A 19076-nucleotide genomic window follows, 5' to 3' on the forward strand; every position below is an offset into this window, starting at 1 on the left:
AAACTACTCTGCGCTCGCTATAAACAGCTGTTTGCCGTGCAGTTTAAAGTCGTTAATCAGTTTCTGACCTTTAGGGTTCACCAACCAATCACTGAATACTTTCGCCGCTTGGTAGTTAATGCTTGGGTAGCGTTCAGGGTTAACAAGAATCACTTGGTAAGGGTTGAATAGGTTCTTGTCGCCTTGGAAAAGGATTTTAAGATCCAGTTTGTTTTGGTAAGCCAACCATGTACCACGGTCTGTCATGGTGTAGCCTTGCATTTCAGACGCCATGTTCAGAGTAGGGCCCATGCCTTGACCAACACTGCGGTAGCCACCAAAGTTTGGTTCCATTTTGGTCTGTGCCCAAATGCCCATCTCTTTCTTGTGCGTACCTGAATCATCACCACGAGACACAAACGTCACGTTGTTGGTTGCGATTGCTTTAAATACATCAGCCACTGCTTTTTGAGATTCAATTTTTGCTGGGTCACTTTGAGGGCCAACAATCACAAAGTCGTTGTACATCAGTTTACGAGGTAAAACGCCGTAGCCTTTTTCAACAAAGTTCGCTTCAGCCTTTGGTGCGTGAGTCATCACCAAATCCACATCGCCATTTTCACCCATGCGAAGAGATTTACCTGTACCCGCAGCTAGGACATCTACTTTAATGCCAGAATCTTTTTCGAATTCAGGCAGTAGGTAATCCAGTAGGCCAGAGTGATATGTGCTTGTCGTTGTCGCAAGCTTGATATGCGTGGTGTCTTCTGCGCTGCTAGCCGAATAACTGACGATAGATAGAGCTGCAATAGTTAGGGGAATTGCTTTCATTATTATTATGTCCATTCTGTTATAAATGAATGACATGCCTTCGTTTTAAAGGGCTCAAAAAAGGGCATGTACATAAGATGCTAATTCTTGTAATTAGAAATCATCACCTTATAAGCAAGCTTAATGCCAATAAATGATGCATCAGATTTCATTAAATTGCTGTTATTTCGGACAAAACTGCGCCATTTGACCCTATAAAATGAATCAAAACATGAGCTAGGACAAAATGTCGCACTTTGACCCTGTTGATCAAAAGGTTAATTGGTACACTCTGTCCCAACTTTCCCTATCGGCTGATCATTATGTCTTTACCTAGTTCAAGTACGTCTCATCTCAATTCAAACACATTGACTCAATATCAGGCATTTTCTGTCTTGGTTGTTGACGATGAAATTGGGATGCAGGCAATTCTTAAGAAAGCACTAGGTAAGTACTTTGGCAAGGTGTCGAGCGCAGGTTCAGTAGAAGAAGCCGAGGTTCTGCGTTGCAACGAACACTTCGATCTCATTGTTCTCGATATCAACCTTCCAGGCCGTTCTGGTATTGAATGGGAAGAAGCCTTTAACGACAGTGACCGAAAAGCTGATGTGATCTTTATGACCGGCTATGCCGATTTAGAGATGACCATTTCAGCACTTAAGCTTGGCGCTTCTGACTTTATCCTAAAACCGTTCAACCTTGAGCAGTTGATACAAGCTGTACTGCGTTGCATGGATAAACGTCTAGACCAACGAATGCAATACGCGTTGAAGCGCGATGTTAGCCGTCATATCAAAACCGAGCTAATCGGCAGTTCAGACAAAACCAAACAATTAAAGCTGCTCATCAGCCAGTTCGCACCATCACGAGCATCTGTTCTTATTGAAGGCGAGTCGGGCACAGGTAAAGAGTTGGTTGCACGCGGCGTACATGAAGCCAGCAAGCGAACTGGGCCTTTTGTACCAATTAACTGTGGCGCGATTGCTCCAGAACTTTTGGAAAGCGAATTGTTTGGTCACACCTCTGGCGCGTTTACTGGTGCGAAGAAAAATCGTGAAGGCTTGTTCAGAGTGGCGAGCGGCGGCACACTTTTCCTTGATGAGATAGGTGAAATGCCACTGCCAATGCAAGCTGCGCTTTTACGTGTGTTAGAACAACGAACAATCAGACCTGTCGGCAGTGAGAAAGAGATCGCAGTCGACGTGCGTGTCGTCGCGGCGACCAACCGAAACCTTCAAGAAGAGGTCGACAAAGGACACTTCCGCCGCGATCTTTTCTACCGATTGAATGTATTGAAGATTGATGTGGTGCCACTAAGAGAGCGTCCGTCTGATCTGATTGAGCTGGTTCCATACTTCACTCGTCTATTATCAAGTGAGCTAGGCATGCCCGTTCCAAATTGGGCACATGAAGACATTTTGGCGATGAACGAATACGAATGGCCAGGCAATATCCGTGAGCTTAAGAACTTAGTAGAACGTTGCATTCTATTAGACAAGCCACCAGCTCACTATTGGCGTGAAGTAAATGGCGACCCGGCTCCAACCAGTATTTCAGTGACGGTGTCACACGGCGCAGAAGTGCCAAACTTGAATAACACAGACGCTGCAGAGGGCTACCCAAACACTTGGACGCTCAAAGAAGTGGAAAAATCCCATATCGAACAGCTAGTAAGTTTTCATGATGGCAATAAGTCTGCTGCAGCAAGAGATCTTGGCGTTGCACGCAAAACGCTAGAGCGTAAATACAAAGATTGGAATACAGAAGGCTCTGAATATGCCGATTAGACGTCAGTGGTGGTCAAAGTGGGCGTTCCGTTTCAAGACCATGGTGCGTTACCGTTTACTGTTTCTCACGTCAGCACCGATCTTTCTTACATTGTGTGCGCTCGTTGCGATCACCTTTTATTGGTCTGTTCACTATACGTGGCAAGGCGCTTTGATTGATGTTGATGAACGTCTCGACGTCGCAGACAACAGTATTCATCTGATTCAAAACCAGCAAGCTTATAACGTGCGCGCATTTGCTGAGTCTTACAACTTTCAAATGAAGCTAGCGAGTGACGTTTCTCAAAATGAACTTATTCATTGGGTTTCTGAGAATAAGTCACGATATGAGCTCGATTTTTTACGTTGGCGCAGCGTAGAAAGCATGGAGAAGAAGCTTGAATACCTGAACCTCACTCATAAATCATCATTTTTCAGTGTGTTAGACAGCAATGAACTCAATTACTTAGATCGTGATCTTGCCAAAAAGGCAGAGGTTCCGATGCTTAATGGTCATGATGTTGAAACACGTGGCTTGGTCAGCCGTACTGTCGTATCCATTAAAGATAAAAATGATCATGTGATCGGCTTTCTTGATGGCGGGATCTTGTTGAATAACAGCACTCAGTTGGTCGATCAAATCAGCAACCTGATCTATCCGCAGAGAGAGGGCTTCAACCGTCATGTAGGAACCGTCACCGTATTTCTTGACGACCTTCGTGTGAGCACTAACGTGCCATTAAGCAGTGAAGACAGTGCAGGGCGTGCAATTGGTACGCGAGTTTCTCACGAGGTTCACTCTAAAGTCTTAAACGAGGGCAAAGAGTGGCTCGACAGAGCATATGTATACGATGCATGGTACATAACGGCTTATCAACCAATTCACGACCAGTTTGGCAACGTGATCGGCATGCTATATACCGGTTACCTAATCTGGCCGCTCATTGAAACCTACCTGACTAACCTTGGCGAAATCAGCATTACTATCGTTCTGTTGCTGCTTGTTTCAGGTTTGATCGTTCACAGAGGTGCGCGCGATCTTTTCAACCCTATAGAACGCATTCATAAGGTCGTCAAGCTAGTCCAGATGGGACAAGACAAGCGAATTGGTACGTTAGGGCTGGATGATCAACATGAGCTTACCTTACTTGCTAAACAGTTCGACAAGATGTTGGATTTGCTTCATGAACGTAATCAAGAGATTCAACAAGCGGCTTCTGAACTGGAATGCAAAGTTCACTCACGTACGGCTAGCTTGAAAGAGAAAACGGAAGAACTCGAACTGCACATCAAACTGCTCAATCAAGCCAGAGATAAGCTGGTGGTTAATGAAAAGTTAGCAGCGTTAGGTGAGTTAACCGCGGGTATTGCCCACGAGATTAACAACCCAACCGCTGTGATTCTTGGCAACGTTGAGCTGATGAAGTTTGAGCTGGGTGATGAAGTGAGCCGCGTAGAAGAAGAAGTCCACGCCATTATGGAGCAGATTGATCGCATCCGAAACATCACACGAAGTCTGCTTCAATACAGCCGACACGGTGGTGTGCAGGATGAGATCACGTGGCAACACATCAACCCAATCGTAGATGAGAGCATTACGCTTGTGAAAACGGGCGCCAAGAAGAAAGGCATTGTGTACGTATCACAGCTGCACGCGAAAACGTCTGTCGAAGTTAACCGAAACCAATTGCTGCAAATTCTGGTTAATCTACAGATGAACGCGATCCACGCAATGGACGGACAGGGCACATTGACGATCTCAAGTGAAGACTGGGTCGAAAATGGCGTGTCTCATGGGGCGATTGTTCATGTAGAAGATGAAGGTTGTGGCATCAAGGAAGAGCAGCTGAAACGTATTTTCTCGCCTTTCTACACGACTAAGCGAGATGGTACAGGCTTAGGCTTATCCGTTTCTCAAAGTATCTTGAGCCAAACGGGCGGTGAAATACGTGTTGAATCCGAAGTCGGTAAAGGAAGCCGCTTTAGTATCTATCTTCAACAAAAAGCGACACCTCAATTGCTGGTATCAAATCTATAAGTTCTAACAACCCATTCGCCGATATTATCACCCGATAGTATTTCTAACGCGCTGGGCTATTACACGAACGTTTTAGCCCAAGCACGAATATTCTGCACTACTAATCTATCGCTAGCCAAACCTCAACCTCTGTCGGTTTGACGGATACCTCTTTTTTGTTATGTAACACAGTGTATATCTTTCGATCTTGATGCATATCATCTGAACTGTACGGATTTTTGATAACTTGGTCGAAAATCCATAATCAAAACAAATAATAAAGTCAGTCAGCTATGAAATTAAGTAATCTATCTATCAAATCAAAACTCGTCTCTATCGTCATTTTATCGGTCGTTCTACTGGTAATGGCATCGACGTTTAATTTAATGCAACAGCGCGCAGGCTCTATGGAAGAGCGACAAGATAAGCTCAGTGCGCAAGTCGAAACCGCGGTAAGTTTGGCAAGGTACTATTACGACCAACGCAGTGTGCTGGGTGAAGAGGTCGCAAAGGAACGCGCGCTACAAGCCATCAATATGCTTCGCTATGACAACACCAATTACTTCTGGATTCTGAACCAACAACTCAACATCATCAGCCATCCATTAAAGCCTGAACTCAATGGCACCAATGCCGGAAACCTGAGAGACGGCGCAGGTAAGCATCACTGGCGAGAAATGGTGACCATATCTCGTACTCCTGAAGAAGAAGGCTTTCTTGATTACCAATGGATGAGCCCTCAAGGCGAACTCAAAGATAAGATCTCATATGTTCAGTTATTTCCTGAATGGAACTGGGTAATCGGCTCTGGAATCTTAGTCGCGGATATCCAAGAGGCGTTTTATGCCTTAGCCATTAAGGAAGGAATGGTAGCAGTTGTTTTGTCAGGCTTACTGTTCGCAATGGGCTACGCGATTTCCAACAATATCCTTGTGCCACTGAATAAGCTTATCGATAACACCCATAAGATTGCCGATGGCGACCTTCGTGTACGCATGAACATGACACGTAAAGATGAGCTAGGTGATATGAGCCATCAGATCGATACCATGCTCGATAAACTGCAAAGCACACTTCGCACTGCCAATGAGTCAGCGGACTTATCGAGCAACATGGCAAGTCACATCGCCCAAGCCAGTGAAGAGGCTGCAACCAGTGTTAACTCACAACATGCGCAGTTGGAATTACTGTCTACAGCGATGACTGAAATGAGTGCAACTATCTCAGATGTTGCAGTGAATGCTGAGAACACAGCTGCGAGCACCAATAAGGTGGTCGATCATGCAAATCAGAACGACGAGAACATGCAGGTAACGTCGACAACCATCTCGCAGGTTTCAGAGAACATTTCGACAGCGAATAACTTAGTAAAAGATCTTCAATCTGGCGTGACTGAGATTAGCCAGGTTGTTGGTGTGATTCGTGATGTCTCAGAACAGACAAACTTGTTGGCACTGAACGCAGCGATAGAAGCAGCGCGTGCGGGTGAACAAGGTAGGGGCTTCGCGGTTGTGGCTGATGAAGTGCGAAACCTAGCGAGTCGTACTCAGAACTCGACCAACGAAGTGCAATCAACCATTGAAAAGCTGACTCAGCAAGCTGAGCGTACCTTTAAAGCGATGCAAAGCAGTAATGAGAAAGTCGACCACAGTGTCGTTGCTTCTAACGAAACACGGCAACAACTGGATGTGATAGTGAATGAGCTTCACAACGCTAATGACATGGTGGCTCAGATTGCCGCGGCGTCGGAACAACAGAGCACAGTAGCGACGGAAATGAGTGAAAGTGTCACTGGGATTCACTTAGCGGCTAATGAGGTACTGCAAGCCTCACAATCGCTAGCAGAGGATAGCCAGAAAATGGCTAACACCACAGAGCACCTAACAGAGCAGTTGAAATACTTTAAGGTGTAAACCTAAAAGCACTTAGCGTTAACAAAGACAAAACCTCATAAAAAAGCACCTCCGCACTTGAGATAAGTTCGGAGGTGTTTTCGCTTGTTGCTGACTAGAAGATTAATTCGCTCTCTGAGCGTTAACCCAACTGCGACTAATGCGCTGCCACTGAAATTTTCGGTGGATTGATGTTGTGCTTCTTAAACTCTTTCATCACACGCAGCGTAATGTCGGTCTCAAACAACTTCTCATACGCGGTATCCACCACATAAGCCTTACAAGTCAACTGTATCGCTAGGTAGTTGTCGGTGATCGTCTGCTTAACCAGAACAGTCACGGGCTTTGGTAAGTGGATGTAACGACTTGAAGACGCCGCTTCTTGAATCAAGTCACGGGCTAGGGTGATATCTTCATTCATTCCGACATAAAACGGAATCACCACCTGCATATCCAACGCACCATAGTTACCACTGGTGGTCACTTCATTTAAGAACTTGTTGTTCGGAATCGTAATGATGTCGTCATTCAACGTTCTCATACGTACAGAACGTAAACCGATAGTGATAATGTCGCCGTAGTTACCTTCAAACGTGACTCGGTCACCAACTTGGAACGGTCTATCAATCATTACCGTGATACCGGCGATGAATGATGCTGCCAAGTCTTTAAGCGCAAAACCGACAGACACGGCGAGGGTACCACCAATCAGAGCCAATATTTGGTCGTTGATTCGGAAGCTCATCATGAACACGATAAGACCCGTGCTCACATAGATGAAGAACTGCATAAACGACTGAAGCTTTTGCAGCAGCATTCGGTATTGCACGAATTGGCTACCAAAGCTTGTCACCATCGAGTTGATGAACTTAAGCAATAACCACATCGCACCAATCACGATGAGCGAGAAGAACACGCCGCTCCATCGTACTAGGCTCGCAATCTTCGAGATGTTTTCTACATTGGCTAACTCTTCCGTTGCGTAAGTCGGGAAACTTACCGCTGTCGCTAAGCCAACAAGTAATAGGACAAATAACTTCTTCATTTTACTTCACCAATAAATGTTGACGGTCGAGAACGTTAGTAATGTGACGGAACCAGTGATCGGAAATCTTGGCCTTGTCTTCATTCCAACCAATGTAACCACGGCTCTCGAAGTAGCGCAGAATCCCGGTTATTTCCGCAATGCTTAACTGAGTACATTCAGACAGTACTTCAGGAGAAGCTATCTCCAGCTGCACGATAGAGCGCAACACAGCCAACATAGGTTTCGGCATGTTTTCCAGCTCTTGTGCTTCAGGTACGTGGAACAATCTCACGACTGCTTGATCCGTCTCTTTGTTTCGATTCAGAGACAAACGGAAGAAACGCAGGGCAACAGTCGGGTTACCATCTGAGTAGTGCCACAAGATACGATAGAAGCCTTGGCGCGCACGTTCTTCTTCTGACATCTCATCTTGGTCCCACTGTTTAGGTACAACCAAACCATCAAACGACAGAGGCTTTTCTAGTTGTGTGTTGATACGGCTTGTTAGCAGTTCACCGACTTGCTTCTCTGTCCAACGAGGAAGGAAGCACACCAAATCAAACAACAGACGCTCACCACGCGCTCTGTCTACAAAACGCCAGCTCGATTTCGCAATCGACATCACAATGCGGTGATTCTTTTTAGAACGACGCAACAAGTTAGTTAAACGAATCAAATCAGAAAGGCCGCCAACCATAGGTTTAACAAGGCGCTGCGCATTATCAATCGCGATTAAGTAAGTTGTTTCACTCTTACGCAGGTGCGCCAAGATTTGAATTTCAGTCGCTTCCTCTTCCAAACCAATACTTACCGCTAAGTGACAAAGCAGCTCCTGGTAACCCGCATAAGGGCAACTTACGTAGATAGGCTCTGCGTTCGATACCTTGTGCAATAGGGTGTAAAGCAAAGTCGTTGAACCAACGCCGCGCTCGCCTGACAGAATACAAATCGCAGGGCTGTCAGACATCAAGTAGCGAGAAAGCTGTTTTACTTCATCGCCCGCGTAGTCAATCAGTTCACTGTCTATTGAACCCGGCAGAATGTATTCAAAGGTTTGGTCGCCCTTGATTCTGACTAGATTCTGTTGGTTCTTATCCAAGTCCGACTGTTTAGCTACTTCAATTCTAAACAGGTAAGCAAGAGCCTGACTAAACAGAGTAAAGCCAGACAGCAGCGCCATGATGCGATGTTGGAAGCTGTAGACCATCAACCAAACCGCGCCAATCGCTGTCGCTACAATATTAAGCACAAAGGTATTCTGACGGTTAACCGCCCAGTTCACCCATACCGGTCTGTCAGTGATGTGTTCGAGTGCTTCAAAGACTTTTGCTCGCCATAACCTTAAGACAGAGATGGTCACCAAAACGAACCAGAAGAACAGGGCACTGTAGATCCAACTGTAAATCGTGCCTTTACCTAAGGTTCTGATAGAGACCTGCATGATCACACCAGCAACGATGAAGCTCCACACATAGCGGCGGATGCTCGATAGTCGAAGCGCTCTCACTTCGTTGTTTGAGGTACGGCTGATGCGATACGCAAATTCAAGAATGAAGCTGATCGCAATCGAGCCACCAAGAATCCACCATGTGAAAATCTCTAGGAAGATTAAGTGCTGCAGGCTTGGCAAGCTCGACAGAATACGCAAAGAGATCGTAATTGCGATTAACCAAGCGATCGCTCTGTGTGCGCGGCTCACATACCAAATTAACCGAACCCAAAACGGTGGGCTCTGTTTGGTTTCTAGGAAGTTGATTCTAAACAGTTCGATTAAACGAGTGCCGTTCGAAAGCCACCACACCAAACCAAAATAGATGAACAAGACTTTCAGAGATGCCCAAATCACCGGAACTGGTGAAATGAAGATGTCTTTGATCAACGCCTTGAAGCTACGAGTCTGGAAATAGACAAGGTACTCAACGTTCAGCTGAGTCAATTGCCACTCTTGCTTAAACTGAGTCACACCATAAGGGCCAAAACCAGTAAGACGTTCTTTGTTGGCGGTCGTGGTTTGCTCAAGCAGATATTGCTTGCTGACGTTCAGGCTGTTTAGCGTGATGTAACTCGACTCAACCTCAAACCATTGCTCGGCATCGTTCTTCTCACGATACGTTTTCAACTGCTGGTCGAACGTCGCGATCTGTTGTTTTTGGATACGGAGCACTTGAGACAACAAGATGTTGACCTTGCGTTTGTCGGCCGTATTCATAAACAGAGGGTCGGGGAGTTCATCAATCCGGTTAGCCAGATCTTGGGCCGCTTCAGACACCTGAGGTTGTGATTGTAAGTCGTAGTCTAAGTTAGCAAGACTCGGCCAAGAAACAATGGCTAAAGTGAATAATAAGAAGCGCATGAATGAACGCATAAAAGTCTCTTAAAATTATGAGGTTAGGATTACTATAGTTAGTTAATTTCGCTTTGTGAAATCGAACCCATTTTTAGGGGCGAGTACTTTATCCCTGATTCTTGGGTCTTTGTCATGAAATTGTCAGAGGTTAGGCTAATATTGGAGCATCAGATGATGTTGTAAATAGCTTTGTATTAAGTAGGTTTGGTTGTAACAGTTTACTGTGCGATATATTTAATTATTTACACAGTATATGTCTTTATATAAACCGGATTTTGCTCAGCCATTCGCGACTTTCGATCTATTGAATATGGGCGTTTTATTGCGCTTAAAATAGAAATCAAAAATGTGAGTCAGCTCAAACTATGATTTGGCTGGGTTATCACTCACTTAATAGCGGGTAAATGCAATCAATACTTGCAGTTAAAGCCCTGAACAAGTAACGTTGCGACGTTTTTCACATTAAGAAGGTAATGGCATTGATCTCCACAGCAAATATCACCCAACAATTCGGCGCTAAGCCACTTTTCGAAAATATTTCAGTTAAGTTCGGCGAAGGCAACCGCTACGGTTTAATCGGCGCGAATGGCTGTGGTAAATCGACGTTTATGAAGATCTTATCTGGTGAACTAGAGCCGACTTCTGGCAACGTAAGCTACGATCCAAACGAGCGCGTTGCTAAGCTAAACCAAGACCAATTTGCTTACGAAGAATTCACGGTAATCGACACGGTTATCATGGGTCACAAAGAGCTTTGGGCTATTAAGCAAGAGCGTGACCGCATTTACTCTTTGCCAGAAATGAGCGAAGAAGACGGCATGAAAGTGGCAGACCTTGAAGTTCAGTTCGCTGAAATGGACGGTTACATGGCAGAAGCGAAAGCGGGTGAGCTTCTTCTTGCTGTAGGTATTGAAGAATCTATGCACTTCGGTCTAATGAGCGAAGTAGCACCAGGTTGGAAACTTCGTGTTCTATTGTCTCAAGTACTGTTTGCAGACCCGCATATCATGCTTCTTGACGAACCAACGAACAACCTGGATATGGACACCATCAAGTGGTTGGAAGATACGCTAAACCAACGTAACTGCACAATGATCATCATTTCGCACGACCGTCACTTCCTAAACTCTGTTTGTACACACATGGCTGACCTTGATTACGGCGAACTTCGTCTATTCCCAGGCAACTACGATGAGTACATGACAGCTGCGACTCAAGCGCGTGAACGTCTACTGTCTGACAACGCTAAGAAGAAAGCACAAATTGCTGAGCTTCAAACGTTCGTATCTCGTTTCTCTGCTAACGCATCTAAAGCGAAGCAAGCAACGTCTCGTGCTAAGCAAATCGACAAGATCCAACTAGACGAAGTTAAAGCGTCTAGCCGTCAAAACCCATTCATCCGTTTCGAACAGTCTAAAGAGCTATTCCGTAACGCACTTGTGGTTGAAAACCTATCTCAAGGTTTTGAAGAAGACCTATACAACAAGTTCGACGGTATCTTCGAAGTAGGTGAGCGTGTTGCTATCATCGGTGAAAACGGTGTAGGTAAAACAACGCTACTTAACACGCTAGCTGGCGCACTAGAGCCACGCACTGGTGAGTACAAATGGTCTGAAAACTCAAACATCGGTTACTACGCTCAAGATCACGCACACGATTTCGAGACTGACATGAATCTGTTTGATTGGATGAGCCAATGGCGCCAAGAAGGCGAAGACGAGCAAGTTGTTCGTGGCTTCCTAGGTCGCATGCTGTTTGGCCAAGACGACATCAAGAAGTCTGTAAAGGTAATCTCTGGTGGTGAGCAAGGTCGTATGCTTCTTGGTAAGATCATGATGCACAAGCCAAACATCCTACTTATGGATGAACCAACGAACCACATGGATATGGAATCTATCGAAGCGCTTAACTTGGCTCTTGAGAACTACAAAGGCACATTGTTCTTCGTATCTCACGACCGTGTATTCGTAGACTCTCTAGCAACTCGTATCCTTGAGATCCGTGACGGCAAGATCAACGACTTCCGCGGTACATACGCTGAATTCCTAAAAGCACGTGGCTAATACTGTTTAGCGAGAGTTAATACGTAATAACACGTTAGTACGTAGTCAAAATTAGAAAGGCCTCTATCTTATCAATAAGATAGAGGCCTTTTATTTTTCCATACGACTCAAATCAATTAGCCTGCGCTAATCACTAATACTTAAACTGAGCCACAATCTTTTCTAATTTCACGCTCACGTTTGACACCTGTTCACTGCAACGCACTGACCCTGACACCACAGTATGCGTATCACTCGCTAGGTGAGCGATGTCGGTGATGTTACGATCAATCTCAACAGATACCATGGATTGCTCTTCAGATGCGGTCGCAATCTGGCTGTTCAAGTCGAACATCTCTCCAACCTGAAAGTGGATCCCTTCAATCGCGTTAACCACATCTTTGGTTTGATGTTTAACTTGTTCGGTTTGTTCTAAACTTGCCGACATTTTCGCAACTGTCTTGGTGATGCCAGAGGTTAAACCATGGATAGTCGATTCAATTTGATGGGTTGAATCGTTGGTCATCAACGAAAGCTCCCTCACTTCAGAAGCAACGACCGCAAAGCCGCGTCCATGATCGCCAGCGCGTGCCGCTTCAATCGCAGCGTTAAGTGCGAGTAGGTTGGTTTGTTCCGCAATCCCTTGAATGGTGGTGACGACCTGATTGATTTCACGACTCTGTTCTTCAAGCTGCACAATCAAGTTTTGTGACTCTGCAATGTTCTCTACCAAAACATTAATGCTGTCGTTGGTTGATTGTGTTTCTTGCAGCGCTTGATGTGCGTTGTCTTTGATCTTCTCGGCATTGGTTGCTGCATTTTCTATGTTCGCAGTAACCTCATTGCTGGTCATCACCAACTCATTAACTGCCGTCGCTACTGATTCAGATTGTTGTTTCTGTTTCTCTGCGTTGCTCATGCTTTTGATGGCTGCTTCCTCAGAGCTACACGAACTATCGGTCAACACTTTCATCACACTCGACAGCTCTTTGATATTGCCATGCAGTTTATTGATGAAGGTATCGAACGAATGCGCAAGTTGCGCTAACTCATCGGTGCCTTTTGCGTTCATTCGAACCGTTAAATCACCATCGCCATTCGCAATCGACTCCATCATCACGTTGATCGCTTTTATACGTGCAAGTATGTTTCGACCAATGAACACCAATAACAAAGAGAGTAGAGCGACGATAGCCGCGCCGAAAAGGTGGAGTGTGTTTTTGGTGTGGGTACTCGCCGAAGTAATGGCTTGGCTTATTTCTGTCTGAACGGCTTCAATCGCTTGCTCCGTTTCATGTACGTTGCTGCGCAGCGCGCCTCTTAGGCCAAGCTCGGCAGATAAGCCAAGATTGGTATTGGCAACTAGGAGCGTTTCAACGGCAGCTTTGTAGTCTGCAAAAGCTTGTTCTGTCCCAATAGAGGTTTGAGCGTAAGGTTCAAAATCTTTGAGCGCATTTTCTAAAGCTCGGTTGGTTTGGTCATTAGTATGAGCAAGGTAGTGAAAGTCTTTTTCGATCAGTTCTAGCAGCGCAAGTTCCAGAGCTAAACTAGATTCTGATTCGATTGCTGATTTCAGTGCCGTTCTTTTTCCATCGAGTGCCGCCACAAACCCCAAAGGTGCGGTTGTGCGTTCGATGTCGTTAACTTGATTGACGATCTGGTGGAACTGTTTCTGGTACTGATGAAGGGTATCGGAGATCTTAGTCATTTGCTCGGACAGGTTAAGATTGTGCGAGGCTAGTGTTTGATTCAAAGTCACCAGCCTCTGATTCAATGTGTCGGCGGTTTTGTCGAAACGCTCTGCGTATTTTTGGTCGTGACGGGACAAGAAATCTTTCTCATGCCGTCTCAGAGTTAACAAATCGACCGAGCTTCTAAGATTTTCAGTCGCAGAACGCTCTAGAGATTCCAATTTATCTAAGCTGAACTGCTCGTAGATCGCATATATCAAAACAGACACAAACAGGGTGAGGTTGATTAAAATAAACTTACTACGAATAGAAAGAGACAGCACACGTTGCTGAGGTTCCAGTGGATTGTTCATGGTTAACTCCCTTTAGCCGATGACGTTTTATATCCATCAATGTTTAATAGTTATTAGATATATTTAAATGATGGATATGTAACTAATAGCTTATAGAGTTGTTAAAGCAAGGTCTGTTGGTGGGAAAAGAGGCTTAAGCGATGATAGGCACAGCTTAATGATTAACTTAGCGATTTGACACGTATACTTTGCTAGATAAGCCGAGGTTAAGCACGTGAGATTAGATAGGAAAAGAAAAAGTCCTCATTAACACTCATATCAGCAACCTTTGAGATCGCAGGCATCGCATTAAGTGAGGACTTTGAGTTATTTTAAGTAGTTAAATTACTATTTAGTTAACAGTTGTTAGGTTTTAAGAAAGGGGTAAATATTGGTCCTCCTTGGTTAAAACAAGTGACCCCCAAGGGTGGCTCAATTAAGGAAGATTTTGATAGACTATTACAGCTTGATTTTGACGCTCTAATTTCTGCACATGGTGTATGGTTAAGGGCTGGAGCTAAAAGATTATTGAGAGATGAGGTTAAGGGCATATAAGATAAAGTGAGAATCACAGATGCAAAGTGGTGCCCCTTATTTCGCAAGTATTAAGATTAACCAAACATAGGAACTAAGTGATGACAAATAAACATGACAACTCTTTTCTGCGCGGCGAGACAAATGGTGGTATCTATGATGAATCTATGAAACCAAAAGGTGACGACTCTTGGAAATCGACCAATTTAGGTAACGGCCTTCATTTTTTTGAACCCGACGGTGGCAATCCGGGGGCAAATATGAGTCTTATAGTTAACAACAGTCAAGCGGTACTTATCGATAACGGGTTAGAAAAAGCATCACAAGTCACTTATAATACCGTCAAAGCATTAGCAGGACGTTCAATAGACTTTGTCATCAACACTCATCTTCACGCAGATCACCTAGCATGTAACTCTGACTACGTTAAAGATGGCGCAACCGTCATAGCACACGATAATACAATGGCAGCGCTACTGAAAGATGAACACTTCAATAAACTTGGTTTACCGAATATCACTTTTAATGACACGTCAACGTTATATCTAAGCGGTCAACGCGTCACCCTTAAACATATACCAAACGCTCACACAGATAGTGATGTGATTGTTATATTCGATAATATGAATGTAATACATGCTGCAGATTTATTCTTCAACGGGATATTTCCATTCCTAGATGTTACAAACGGCGGCACTCTGGATGGCTTCATTGCAGCACAGCAACAAATTATCGACATGGCAGATGATAACACCATTATCCTGCCTGGTCACGGTCCCATTGGTTGTAAGGCCGACCTAGAAAAGTCTGTTAAACTCATTAAAGATATCAGAGATGTGATGCTACCATATGTTGAAAAGGGGATCTCGTTGAACAAAGTAGTCGCAGAGAACCCACTAGAGAAATTCAAGGAATATGCATGGTTCCATATCAGTACAGAACGAATGACTCAAATTGTCTATTTCCTAGTGTCGAATAATTAAGGCGTGTTGATCTTTGTTGTACATTTCGCGTTCAACAATACATCGGTAGCCACATTAACATAAATGCCAGCGATAACATGCTGGCATATTTCCTTTCTAGTTTGTCATATCTGATTGAAATAGCCCGATAATGCTTAATTCTCCCAAAGGCATTTTCGACCAAGTGACGATACTTGTATAGACACTAATCCATACTATCTTTGTCTATATCTTGTCCGTAATTGCGTTTAGCAATTACCGTTTCTCCGCCACGCTCCTTAACAAAAGTACGCAAAGGTTCGCTGTTATATCCTTTATCACAAACGATGGTATTAACTTCATCGACTTGTTCAACTAAGCTTTCGGCATGCACTATATCGTGGCGTTGTCCTTCTGATAAATCAAAGCAAATTGGCAGGCCACCACTATCCACGGCTAAGTGAATTTGGGTTGAGTTGCCCCCGCGATTTTTTCCTATTTGCTCTGAGCTTTCAGTAGCTGCACCTGCACTATGTTGATGTGCTCGAACTATAGAGCCATCAAGAAAGACCCATTCAAAATCAGCCATGCTAGATAAACTTTTGAAAAGCTTATCTAAAAACCCTTTCTTTGACCAAAGATTAAATCGTCTGTAAACGGTACTCCACTCTCCGAACTCAGAGGGTAGATCTCGCCAAGGAATACCCGTTCTCATTCGATGTTCCGTTTTATCGTAAATACGACCTGTACTTTTCATAACTTGGAGTAGCAGTTCCCAGCGAATATCAATTAACATTGTTCTTGGCATGGTATTGGTTATGGTTTTACTTTTGGCGAAGCAAATTATAACTCTTTACCGTGCTGTACAAAAAACACTCACGAAAGATCAACATACCCTAGTAATTTTGAAATTAACGTTAAGGAGAGCTAAACATTAATGCTTAGCGCATTTTGTTGCTGAACAGGGTAGCTATCAGAGTGTGCTGTGAGGAGAAGTGCTAAGGGAGGGGTGTAAATAGAATCAAGGAAACAAAAGAAACGGTGTAAGCCTGCGCCTACACCGTATATAAGTTCATCAGAAAATCAGTTTTAGATAACATTTGCCTTAGAGAGCTTACGCTGATCGTTCACCTTTTACATCGAAATCTATCTTGTCTGCACCAGTAAACACTTGGAAGCGTAAGCCTTTAGCACGAGCGATCGTAGTGATGCCAAACTTCTGCGCTAAGTCTAAGCCCATTTGCGTCACGCCAGAACGTGATAGCAGAACGGGGATACCCATCTGCGCTACCTTAATCACCATCTCAGAGGTTAAACGGCCTGTGGTGTAGAAGATCTTATCTCCGCCATCTTCTTTGTTAAGCCACATCTCACCCGCTAGGGTATCAACCGCATTGTGACGGCCTACATCTTCCACAAACGACAACACTTGATCGTCTTTGCAAACAGCACAACCATGGACTGCGCCCGCTTTTTTGTAGGTGTCGTTGTAATGAGTCAGTGCTTCTAGAGCCGTGTAGATTTCAGATTGCTTAATCTTGGTTTGAGGCACTTGGTAATCTTCCAACTGCTTCATCACATTGCCATACATGGTGCCTTGGCCACAACCAGACGTTACCGTCTTCTTCTTCAGAGCTTGTTCAAGCTGGCTGGTGTCTTCTTTGGTGATAACCGCAGCAGAGCTGGTTTCCCAATCGATAATGATTGATTCAACGGCTTCTGGATCAGACAAGAAGCTTTGGTTTTTCAAATAACCTAAGACTAACGCTTCTGGGCGCGAGCCTAGTGTCATCAGCGTTACGATCTCTTTCCAGTTCAACATAACGGTAAGAGGGCGCTCACACGCGATTTGTTTCGTTAGCTTTTCGCCATATTCATCAAACACTTCAACTTCGATGGTCTGAAGTGGGTTTTCACTGGTTTTTATTATGTTTGGTTTTACCACAGTCACGTCCTACTTAATGAGATAGCGATTTTAAGAGATAAGAAGTTAGGCAAGAGTCATCATACGACTCTTTAGAATACATGCGTTCTCTGTCACTTAGTCAGTCTTAGCTTTAACTCAAGCATTTAGCAATTCTCATTCCAAAATAGCGGCTATTCGAGAAAACATGAAGCATTCGATTAAAATAGAGCAAAATATGAGAGTTCACGGGTAGAGCTATCTGAATTTACGCGTATCGACTACCGTTATAAGAGTGACTGACTAACAAAAGCAGCAATGTTTGTTGATGTAGGTTAGCGGTTATTGGCGTGTTTATTGCTTTATAGGGCTTATATGATTGCGCTCAGTACAAAATGTCCTAAGTGCATTCAGACCAAAGAAAATAAATTGGGTGAAGTATGTCTGAGATAAAAGAATTCAAAGAACAATATGAGAAAACAGAAGCAGCTTGGCCTATCGGCGTCCAAAGAATAGAGAAAGAGATCAAAACGGGCATCTGGGTAACCACTCAATGGGAATTGACTGGATTCGAACTGTCACCAGAAGACGATACTCAAGACGTGTGTTTGCTTCAGTTACACAAAGACGAACGTACTGACTACCGATTCAATTTAAGCTCTCAGCAGCCAAAGCTTTTCTTAGTGATGGATAATGTCGATTCAGGCGTTAAGCCAATCATTCAATTGCTGACAGCCTCACAAACCGTTGCAGGGCAATACATGGACGGAGATAACCAAGTACTGTCTTACGACATGCCTCTACCTGTACAAGCCTGGATGGAAGCCTTTATCGGCCGTCATGGCGAGTTATTAGAAGCAAGACGTAAGAAGCGCAAAGGGGCGGGCAGATCAAATGGCAACTAATTTCTTTAGCCGTTGGTCTCAACGAAAACTCGACGACTCTGCTGATCAAGCGTCACAAGCAGAACAAACATTAGAGACCGAGCAAACGCTTGAAGAAGTTCAAGTGACTTCCTCAGAGGCTCCAACTTCTGAAGCCTCGTCTGATGCGCTTTCTTCTGCTGACGTAGAAACATCTGAGTCATTAGAAAACGCTCCAGATACTGTGATTGAAGCCACGCAAGATGGATCAACCGAAGCAACTGAAGATTTGTCTGTTGCCCAACTATTGGTATCAGAAGCATCAGAAAGCGTAAAAAAAGCCGCATTGCGTAAATTATTTCTCTCAGAGGAGTTTAATGTGCGTGATGGCTTAGATGATTATGATGACGATTACAGCAATCTTAAGTCACTTTCCGAAGATGTCGCTGAAACATTACGTGATTGGGTCAAAGATAAGACTGAAGAAGAACCCGCTGAGGAATCATCTCAAGATATTGAAAATAAAGAAGAAGCCCCAGCTAGTAACGTTGAAAAAACGGAATCAGAGCTTGTTGAAAGTGACGAAATTACGGAGCAAGAAAAAGAACTGTATAAAAACACAGTAGCCGATAATTGTGATATCGAATCTATAAAAGATGACTTAAAAGAGGTGGGACAAAATATACCACACAAAGAATAGGTACATTTTGACTAAACACTCAATGAGCCGCTTGCGACAAAATGTCCCAAGCGGTTTTTTTATTGTCCAAACAGACTTAAATTTACGCTAATTCATTGAAAATAATGAAATATTAAATTGGCATGGCATTTGCTAAATATCGTTCATTATCAACTTTTTTGTAGATAGCCTGAGTAAGTTTGACTGGATAATGAATAGCTAGCGAGACCGTTGGTTGTTAACTGATTACTCA

Annotated in this window: 12 protein-coding genes and 1 pseudogene; 7 read left to right on the top strand and 6 right to left on the bottom strand. The window is 44.1% G+C overall.

The window, feature by feature from the left end; genetic code table 11:
- Positions 1-3 precede the first annotated feature (3 nt).
- Positions 4-810: a substrate-binding domain-containing protein gene (locus tag L0992_08350; protein ID XGB65740.1), complete on the bottom strand. Its 807-nt coding sequence runs from the start codon at positions 808-810 to the stop codon at positions 4-6.
- Positions 811-1112: 302 nt separating this feature from the next.
- On the opposite strand from L0992_08350, the gene L0992_08355 reads away from it, so the two are divergent.
- From L0992_08355 to L0992_08365, 3 genes are all read left to right on the top strand, one after another.
- Positions 1113-2576 (top strand): sigma-54 dependent transcriptional regulator, encoded by a 1464-nt coding sequence (locus L0992_08355; GenBank protein XGB65741.1) that lies wholly within the window; start codon positions 1113-1115, stop codon positions 2574-2576.
- A complete protein-coding gene (locus L0992_08360; protein XGB65742.1) occupies positions 2566-4593 on the top strand; it encodes a cache domain-containing protein in 2028 nt (675 codons plus the stop codon). The genes L0992_08355 and L0992_08360 overlap by 11 nt, the downstream gene beginning before the upstream one ends.
- Before the next feature lie 272 nt (positions 4594-4865).
- Positions 4866-6485, top strand: coding sequence for a methyl-accepting chemotaxis protein (locus tag L0992_08365; GenBank protein XGB65743.1), 1620 nt, complete (start codon positions 4866-4868; stop codon positions 6483-6485).
- Between the two features lie 136 nt (positions 6486-6621).
- Here L0992_08365 and L0992_08370 read toward each other — a convergent pair whose 3' ends face one another.
- The gene (locus L0992_08370; GenBank protein XGB65744.1) at positions 6622-7509 is read right to left on the bottom strand and encodes a mechanosensitive ion channel family protein; all 888 of its coding nucleotides are present in this window, start codon (positions 7507-7509) and stop codon (positions 6622-6624) included.
- 1 nt (position 7510) lies between these two features.
- Positions 7511-9856, bottom strand: coding sequence for an AAA family ATPase (locus L0992_08375; protein XGB65745.1), 2346 nt, complete (start codon positions 9854-9856; stop codon positions 7511-7513).
- A gap of 461 nt (positions 9857-10317) precedes the next feature.
- Here L0992_08375 and L0992_08380 point away from each other — a divergent pair, with 461 nt between their 5' ends.
- Entirely contained in the window at positions 10318-11901 is a 1584-nt protein-coding gene (locus tag L0992_08380) for an ABC-F family ATPase (GenBank protein XGB68708.1), read from the top strand.
- 133 nt (positions 11902-12034) lie between these two features.
- Here the strand turns inward: L0992_08380 and L0992_08385 are convergent, their stop codons facing one another.
- Positions 12035-13924, bottom strand: a complete 1890-nt coding sequence (locus L0992_08385) for a methyl-accepting chemotaxis protein (protein XGB65746.1) — start codon at positions 13922-13924, stop codon at positions 12035-12037.
- 614 nt (positions 13925-14538) lie between these two features.
- Here L0992_08385 and L0992_08390 point away from each other — a divergent pair.
- The gene (locus tag L0992_08390) at positions 14539-15420 is read left to right on the top strand and encodes an MBL fold metallo-hydrolase (protein XGB65747.1); all 882 of its coding nucleotides are present in this window, start codon (positions 14539-14541) and stop codon (positions 15418-15420) included.
- A gap of 31 nt (positions 15421-15451) precedes the next feature.
- On the opposite strand, the pseudogene L0992_08395 reads toward L0992_08390, so the two are convergent.
- Both L0992_08395 and L0992_08400 read right to left on the bottom strand, forming a co-directional pair.
- Positions 15452-16186: pseudogene (locus L0992_08395) on the bottom strand (IS5 family transposase).
- Between the two features lie 306 nt (positions 16187-16492).
- A complete protein-coding gene (locus tag L0992_08400; GenBank protein XGB65748.1) occupies positions 16493-17323 on the bottom strand; it encodes a formate dehydrogenase accessory sulfurtransferase FdhD in 831 nt (276 codons plus the stop codon).
- A 398-nt stretch (positions 17324-17721) separates the two neighbouring features.
- On the opposite strand from L0992_08400, the gene L0992_08405 reads away from it, so the two are divergent.
- On the top strand, positions 17722-18186 hold the full coding sequence (locus L0992_08405; protein XGB65749.1) for a DUF3305 domain-containing protein: 465 nt from the start codon (positions 17722-17724) through the stop codon (positions 18184-18186).
- A complete protein-coding gene (locus L0992_08410; GenBank protein XGB65750.1) occupies positions 18176-18844 on the top strand; it encodes a DUF3306 domain-containing protein in 669 nt (222 codons plus the stop codon). Before L0992_08405 ends, L0992_08410 begins: the two co-directional genes overlap by 11 nt.
- Positions 18845-19076: the final 232 nt, after the last annotated feature.

It is taken from the genome of Vibrio pomeroyi (assembly GCA_041879425.1).
Taxonomy (GTDB): Bacteria; Pseudomonadota; Gammaproteobacteria; order Enterobacterales; family Vibrionaceae; genus Vibrio; species Vibrio pomeroyi_A.

Excerpts from the sequence above, each read along its gene's own strand:
- L0992_08375 (XGB65745.1), bottom strand. The coding sequence starts at position 9,856 with ATGCGTTCATTCATGCGCTTCTTATTATTCACTTTAGCCATTGTTTCT.
- L0992_08410 (XGB65750.1), top strand. The coding sequence starts at position 18,176 with ATGGCAACTAATTTCTTTAGCCGTTGGTCTCAACGAAAACTCGACGAC.
- L0992_08350 (XGB65740.1), bottom strand. The coding sequence starts at position 810 with ATGAAAGCAATTCCCCTAACTATTGCAGCTCTATCTATCGTCAGTTAT.
- L0992_08405 (XGB65749.1), top strand. The coding sequence starts at position 17,722 with ATGTCTGAGATAAAAGAATTCAAAGAACAATATGAGAAAACAGAAGCA.
- L0992_08365 (XGB65743.1), top strand. The coding sequence starts at position 4,866 with ATGAAATTAAGTAATCTATCTATCAAATCAAAACTCGTCTCTATCGTC.
- L0992_08360 (XGB65742.1), top strand. The coding sequence starts at position 2,566 with ATGCCGATTAGACGTCAGTGGTGGTCAAAGTGGGCGTTCCGTTTCAAG.
- L0992_08355 (XGB65741.1), top strand. The coding sequence starts at position 1,113 with ATGTCTTTACCTAGTTCAAGTACGTCTCATCTCAATTCAAACACATTG.
- L0992_08385 (XGB65746.1), bottom strand. The coding sequence starts at position 13,924 with ATGAACAATCCACTGGAACCTCAGCAACGTGTGCTGTCTCTTTCTATT.
- L0992_08370 (XGB65744.1), bottom strand. The coding sequence starts at position 7,509 with ATGAAGAAGTTATTTGTCCTATTACTTGTTGGCTTAGCGACAGCGGTA.
- L0992_08390 (XGB65747.1), top strand. The coding sequence starts at position 14,539 with ATGACAAATAAACATGACAACTCTTTTCTGCGCGGCGAGACAAATGGT.